Origin of the sequence: Frankia sp. AgKG'84/4 (assembly GCF_023242965.2) — a bacterium.
In the GTDB taxonomy this organism is placed as follows: domain Bacteria; phylum Actinomycetota; class Actinomycetes; order Frankiales; family Frankiaceae; genus Frankia.
The window spans coordinates 1-5,405 of sequence record NZ_JALKFU020000357.1; the positions used below are offsets into that span (position 1 = coordinate 1).

Annotated in this window: 2 protein-coding genes and 2 pseudogenes; all 4 read left to right on the forward strand. The window is 74.1% G+C overall.

Translation table 11 applies throughout. From position 1 onward, the window contains the following. Positions 1-354 (forward strand): annotated as a pseudogene (locus MXD58_RS18905) (hypothetical protein); the annotation flags it as partial. A gap of 18 nt (positions 355-372) precedes the next feature. Further along, positions 373-816, forward strand: a complete 444-nt coding sequence (locus MXD58_RS18910) for a YbaB/EbfC family nucleoid-associated protein (RefSeq protein ID WP_248837659.1) — start codon at positions 373-375, stop codon at positions 814-816. Beyond that, on the forward strand, positions 813-1,148 hold the full coding sequence (locus MXD58_RS18915; RefSeq protein ID WP_248837660.1) for a hypothetical protein: 336 nt from the start codon (positions 813-815) through the stop codon (positions 1,146-1,148). Before MXD58_RS18910 ends, MXD58_RS18915 begins: the two co-directional genes overlap by 4 nt. A 127-nt stretch (positions 1,149-1,275) precedes the next feature. Then, positions 1,276-5,405 (forward strand): annotated as a pseudogene (locus tag MXD58_RS18920) (hypothetical protein); the annotation flags it as partial.

A 5,405-nucleotide genomic window follows, 5' to 3' on the forward strand; every position in this document is an offset into this window, starting at 1 on the left:
GGCGCGGGCGCGGCCGGCGCCGGGGGCCTGCCAGGTGCGTCCGCGGCGCTCGGCGGCCCGGCGTCCGGGATGTCTGGGATGTCTGGGATGTCTGGGTCATCCGCCGGCAGTGGCATGCCGTTCATGCCGATGGGCGGCATGGGCGCAGGGCAGGCCGGTCAGGGCCAGTCCCGGGAACGCCAGCGCAACACCTGGCTCACCGAGGACGAGGAGGTCTGGGGCACCGACCCCGAATGCGCGCCCGCGGTGATCGGGCGCACCGACGGCACGGCACCCGCCGACCCCGAGGCCCCGCAGGGCCCCACCGTCATCCCCGCCCCACCCTCGCGCGACCGCACCCGTCGCGGTCGCTGAGAGAACAGGAGGAGCCACATGGCACTGTTCGACGACAGCCTGATGGAGTCCACGCTCGCCGAGCTGGCCCGCACCCAGGAGATCACCGACCGCATCCGGGCCGAGGGACCGCAGGTCAGCTACCAGGCAAGCGACCGCAACAAGCTGGTCACGGTGACCGTCGGCGGGCAGGGCGACCTGCGGGAGCTGCGTTTCCGCGGCGACGCCTACCGCGAGCTGGCCCCCGCCGAACTCGCCGACCTGCTGATCCGCACCATCGAGGCGGCCCGCAAGGGAGCCCGCGACCGGGCCCTGGCCGGCATCCAGGACCTCATGCGGGATCTGCCGTCCTCGGTGGGCCGCCTCGGCGAGGTCACCTCCGTCGAGGACCTCGTCGACGAGCTCGCCGACATGTTCACCCGCAACATGCCCGACGACGGCCGCCGGGCCACCCCGCCCGAGCGCGACGGGCAGTGGACATGAGCGCCAAGCTGATCCAGCACGACGGTGACGCGATCGCGTCCCGGGTGCCGGCGCTGAAGGCTCTGCAGGGGCACTACGGCGACTTCGGTGAGTGGCTCGTCGGCGTCGCCGGCGTCGACTTCGTCGGCGATGCGAAGGACGAGGCGACCCTGTACGCCAAGGCCACCTTCGACAAGATCATGACGGCTTTCGGCAAGATCTACGTCGGCCTGGGACAGGCCATCGGCGTGCAGGGCGACCGGCTGAACCTGGTGCGCCGCATCGGCGACGAGACCGAGGCCGGCACGTCCCAGCATGCCGCCAACTGGCCCGGTGGCGGCCCCAGGGGCTGACGAGACCCGGCAGGCACCCGCGGCCGGGAGGCGGCGAGCGGCGGGAGGCGGCGAGCGGCGGGAAGCGGCGAGCGGCGGGAAGCGACGAGCGGCGGGAAGCGACGAGCGGCGGGAAGGGAGCAGCCGGATGTCCAAGTCCCTGGACGGGGCCATCTACGCCTTCACCGGCATGCGCCTGCCCGGCGCGAGACTGCCGGTGATGCGCTCCCTCGCCGACGAGCTCGACCTCGGCGCCAACGAGGTCACGAACTCCCTCGCCGCCGAGCTGGAGCAGATCATCCGCTCGGTGAAGGCGTCCGTCGGCGGCACCCCCGGCAAGCAGTTCGTCGCGCAGACCTCCCAGTTCGTCGTCGAGGATCCGAAGCTGCTGCTGCAGGGCGGCCTGCTGCTCAAGGCCGCGGCCGCCCTGCTGCGCAAGCAGGAACTGCAGATGGACTACACCCGCAAGCAGGGGTTCGTGATGTTCATCTTCATGCAGATCCAGCTCGCGATCGCCGCGATCGAGGCCGCGTTCGGCCAGCCGGAGGAGGCCGCCGCGCGCATCATCGCCACCCGCACGCTCATGCAGCGGGTGCTGTCGCTGTCGACCGCGAAGACGGCGGCGCACATCCTGGGCATGCAGATGCTGTTCATGCCCGGTTCGTCGCTGATCGCGCAGGCATGGCAGATCCTCGAGGGCCGCCGCGGCGGCTTCGACGCCGGCGAGCTCGCCCACATGGTCAAGTACGGCCTGGCGGCCACCGCGTCCTCCCTGCTCGGCCTGCCGGGCATGAAGGTGTTCATGGGCAAGGCCGACGCCTGGTTCCGCACGATCGGCATCGAGGCTGGCGCTGGCAACCCGTTCGCCAGCATGGCGCTGGGTACCGCGTTCTCCGTCGTGCTGGAGGTCGGCGGCGGCATCTTCGCCACCGGCCTGGTCGACGGCCAGTGGGGCCTGGCCTCGGCGGCCGACGACGCGATCTCCGGCGCGGTGGAAGGCGGTTCGGAGGCGGCCGCCGGTCATCTCGGCAAGGGCGGCCGTAAGGGTGGACAGGCGCTCGGCATCATCCCGCCCGACGTCCCCACCATCCCCGACATCCCCGACACGTCGACCCCCGAGTTCGGCGCGGACGGCCCGGACGATCCCGGCTCCGGCTCCGGTTCGGGTTCCGCCAGCTCCGCAGGCTCCGGCTCGGCGGCGGGCAGCGGCGCGTCGGCGGGGGGAGCGGCCGGCGGGAAGGCGCAGCCCACCCCCGGCGTCCCCACCCCCGGCGTCCCCACCCCCGGCGCCCCGACCCCCGGCGACCTCGGCGACCTCGGCGACCTCGGCGACCTCGGTGACCTCGGCGATCCGCCGATGATCACTGTCGGTGGGCCTGTCGTCGGTCAGAACGTCGGCGGGAACGTCCCCTTCGGCGCGGACCTCGAGCCGCCGGAGCTCAATCTGGAGCCCCCCGCGCTGGAGGGACCATCGTTCACCAGCCAGGACCTGCCCGACCTCGGGGCGTTCACCGCCCCCGCCCTCGACCCGAACCCCGTCCTCGACGGCTTCGTCGTCAACGATGTCGACGCTGGGTCGGACGTGGACCCGCTGGGCGAGGACGGGTCGGTGTTCAGCGACGAGTCCGCCCACTCGTCCTACACCGACATCACCAACCCCGCCGACTACGGCGACGTCGACGCGGCCCCCGCACCGTTCGTCGCCGCTGGACCGAACGCCGCGGCGTCCGGTCAGGCGACGGTGGTCCCTCAACCGGCCCCGATCGACTCCGGGAAACCGGACTACCCGCCCAGCCGTCGGCCCGAGCCTCTCCCCGCGGCCGCGCAGCCGCCAGCCCCGCAGGCCCCGGCGGCCGTGCCCGCCCCGCACATCACCAGCCCCGTGGCGGGCAACGGTTCCGTGCCCGTGAACGGACCGTTCCCGATGGACGGCGCCGCACCGGTTAACGGGCCTGCTCCGTTCAACGGCCCTGCTCCGGTGACTGGGCCTGCTCCGGTGCATGGGCCTGCTCCGGTGACTGGGCCTGTGGCGGTGAATGGATCCGCTCCGGTCGGCGGGCCCGTGCCGGTGGACGGTTCCGTGCCGGTGGACGGTTCCGTGCCGGTGGACGGTTCCGTGCCGGTGGACGGTTCCGTGCCGGTGAGTTCGCCCGTGCCGGTGGACGGTTCCGGGCCGGCCGGTCTGGGCCGCTCGGGTGCCGAAGCGCCGGCCGTCCTGACCGGGCCGGCGTCCGTGGAGACGTCGGCGGCTCCGGCGGCGGCGTCGGCTGGGGTGCCGCTCGCCGTTCCCCTGCCCGGCGCGGGTTCCGGCCCGCTGGCCTCGCCCGGCGGCGGGAGTCCGGCTCTCGCGGTGCCGCCGATGGTCGAGGCGGCGTTGTTCCCCGAGCTGCACACCGGGCCGGTGCAACCGGCGACGACGAGTGTCGTGACCCTGCCCGCGCCGGAGCAGGCGCGGGTCGCGCCGGTCCTCGCCTCGCTCGCGACGGTCTTCGGGACCGGGCCGAGCACGGCCGCCGACTGCATCGTGCGACTGGTGACCGCCGCCCATGCCTGGTTCGGATCGGCACCGGTGCCCCCCGGTGGCCGCCCTGGCCGGCCGGTCGACGACGCGACCGGGCCGGTGCAGCAGCTCGCCGCGATGGTCGACGGTTCCTGGCAGCGCATCCCGACCTGGCACGGCGTCCTCGACCAGGTGCGTGAGCTCGGCCCCGGAGCGGCGGCGTTCCTCGTCGCCGGACCGCCGGACACGGCGCGGCACGGGGTGATGCTCCTCAACGTCGGTGACCGTCTCGTCTGGGTGGAGACCCAGCTCGACGGCGAGCACCGGGTACTGCCCCTGAACCGGCCACCGCTGCGTCCGGTGGACCTGCGGGCCCTGGTCGCCGGCCCGGACGCACGCGGGGTGGCGGCCGACGTCGGCGGGGGACGGTTCACCTCCCTGCCGCCGGTGAGCACCGTGAGCGCCTCGACGTTCGCGGCGACGACCCGCGAGCCGGGCATGGCCGGACCCGGACCCGCCGCCGTGCCCGATCCCGATCCCGATCCCGCCACGCGACCACAGGCACCTGTCGTCGAGGGCATCGCCCCCGTGGACGACGCCGTCGACGTCGGCGACGCCGCGCCACTCGGCGGCGAACCGCAGCCACTGGCGGACGACGACGGTCTGGTCCGCCTCGATCTCGATGTCGCCGACGGGACGCGGACCGTCCGTCCGGGTGGACTGACCGACGGCCAGCGGGCTGCGCTGGACCGTTTCGCCAGCCGGATCGCCGCCGAGGTGACCCGCCGCGGGCCGGACGGGCTGCCGGTGACGGTGCATCTGGAAGGCGGTGGCAACGGCCGCCCGCTCGACGCGTCGCTGTTCGGCGGTGCGTCGCGCGCGGACGTGAGTGGCCGCCAGCGCGCGGAGTCGACCGGCGAGGTGCTGGAGAACCAGCTAGGGCGGCACGGCGTACCGCCCGCCGCGGTCGTGGTCCTCACCCACAGCCGGGGTGCCGGGGCCTCGCAGGCGCCCGCGGCGCTGACCTCGACCCGAGGTCCCGCGGCGGCCAGCGTGGCCCGCCGTCAGGTTCTCGGCTGGGTCGAGCCGGGGCCACCGCCTGTCGACGCCCCCCCGGCGGTGGACCTGGACCACGCGTTCGGCGAATCGCTGGGGCCGAAGGAGGTCAAGGCGCCCGAGCGGGACGCTGACGGCCGGCTGCGGGCCAACCCGCTGCTGACGGCGCTCGAGAACTTCTCGCCGAAGCATGTCGAGGGCGCGTCGAAGGACATGGTGTGGCAGTACGCCGTGACCGACGACGGCAGGATCTACCTCGGCAGCGAGGAACCGTTCACGGTCCATCCGGAGTCCGAGCTGCGCACACTGCACGGGTTCGTCACCGCGATGCGCCTCGAGCGGAACCTGCCGACGGAGTCGTTCGCGGACTTCCGCGCGTCGCTGGACCTGCTCGGCCATCCGACGATCGCCGTCGGCTTCGACGAGACGGGCGCAACGGTCGTGCGCCCGGCGCGGATGAGCGGCGAGCTGCGGTTCGGGCCGGACGGCGAGCTGGTCCTCAACGACAAGTCCGGCCGGTACATGAGCAAGAAGGTCCGCGTCGAACCGGACCCGGCCGACGTGCGGCGCTGGATCGACGAGGTCGCCCGGCAGCTCTCCGATCGGCTCGGCCGTCCGGTGCGCGCCGAGGTCCTCAAACACGCCGCCCAGCCCGCCGCGCCGGTGGTGGACCCCGCCTCGGCGCCGGACCCCGGGCCGGTACCGGCGCCGGACCCCGGGCC

What these genes read in the sequence shown, in the direction of transcription:
- MXD58_RS18910 (WP_248837659.1), top strand. Translation starts at nt 373, where the DNA reads ATGGCACTGTTCGACGACAGCCTGATGGAGTCCACGCTCGCCGAGCTG.
- MXD58_RS18915 (WP_248837660.1), top strand. Translation starts at nt 813, where the DNA reads ATGAGCGCCAAGCTGATCCAGCACGACGGTGACGCGATCGCGTCCCGG.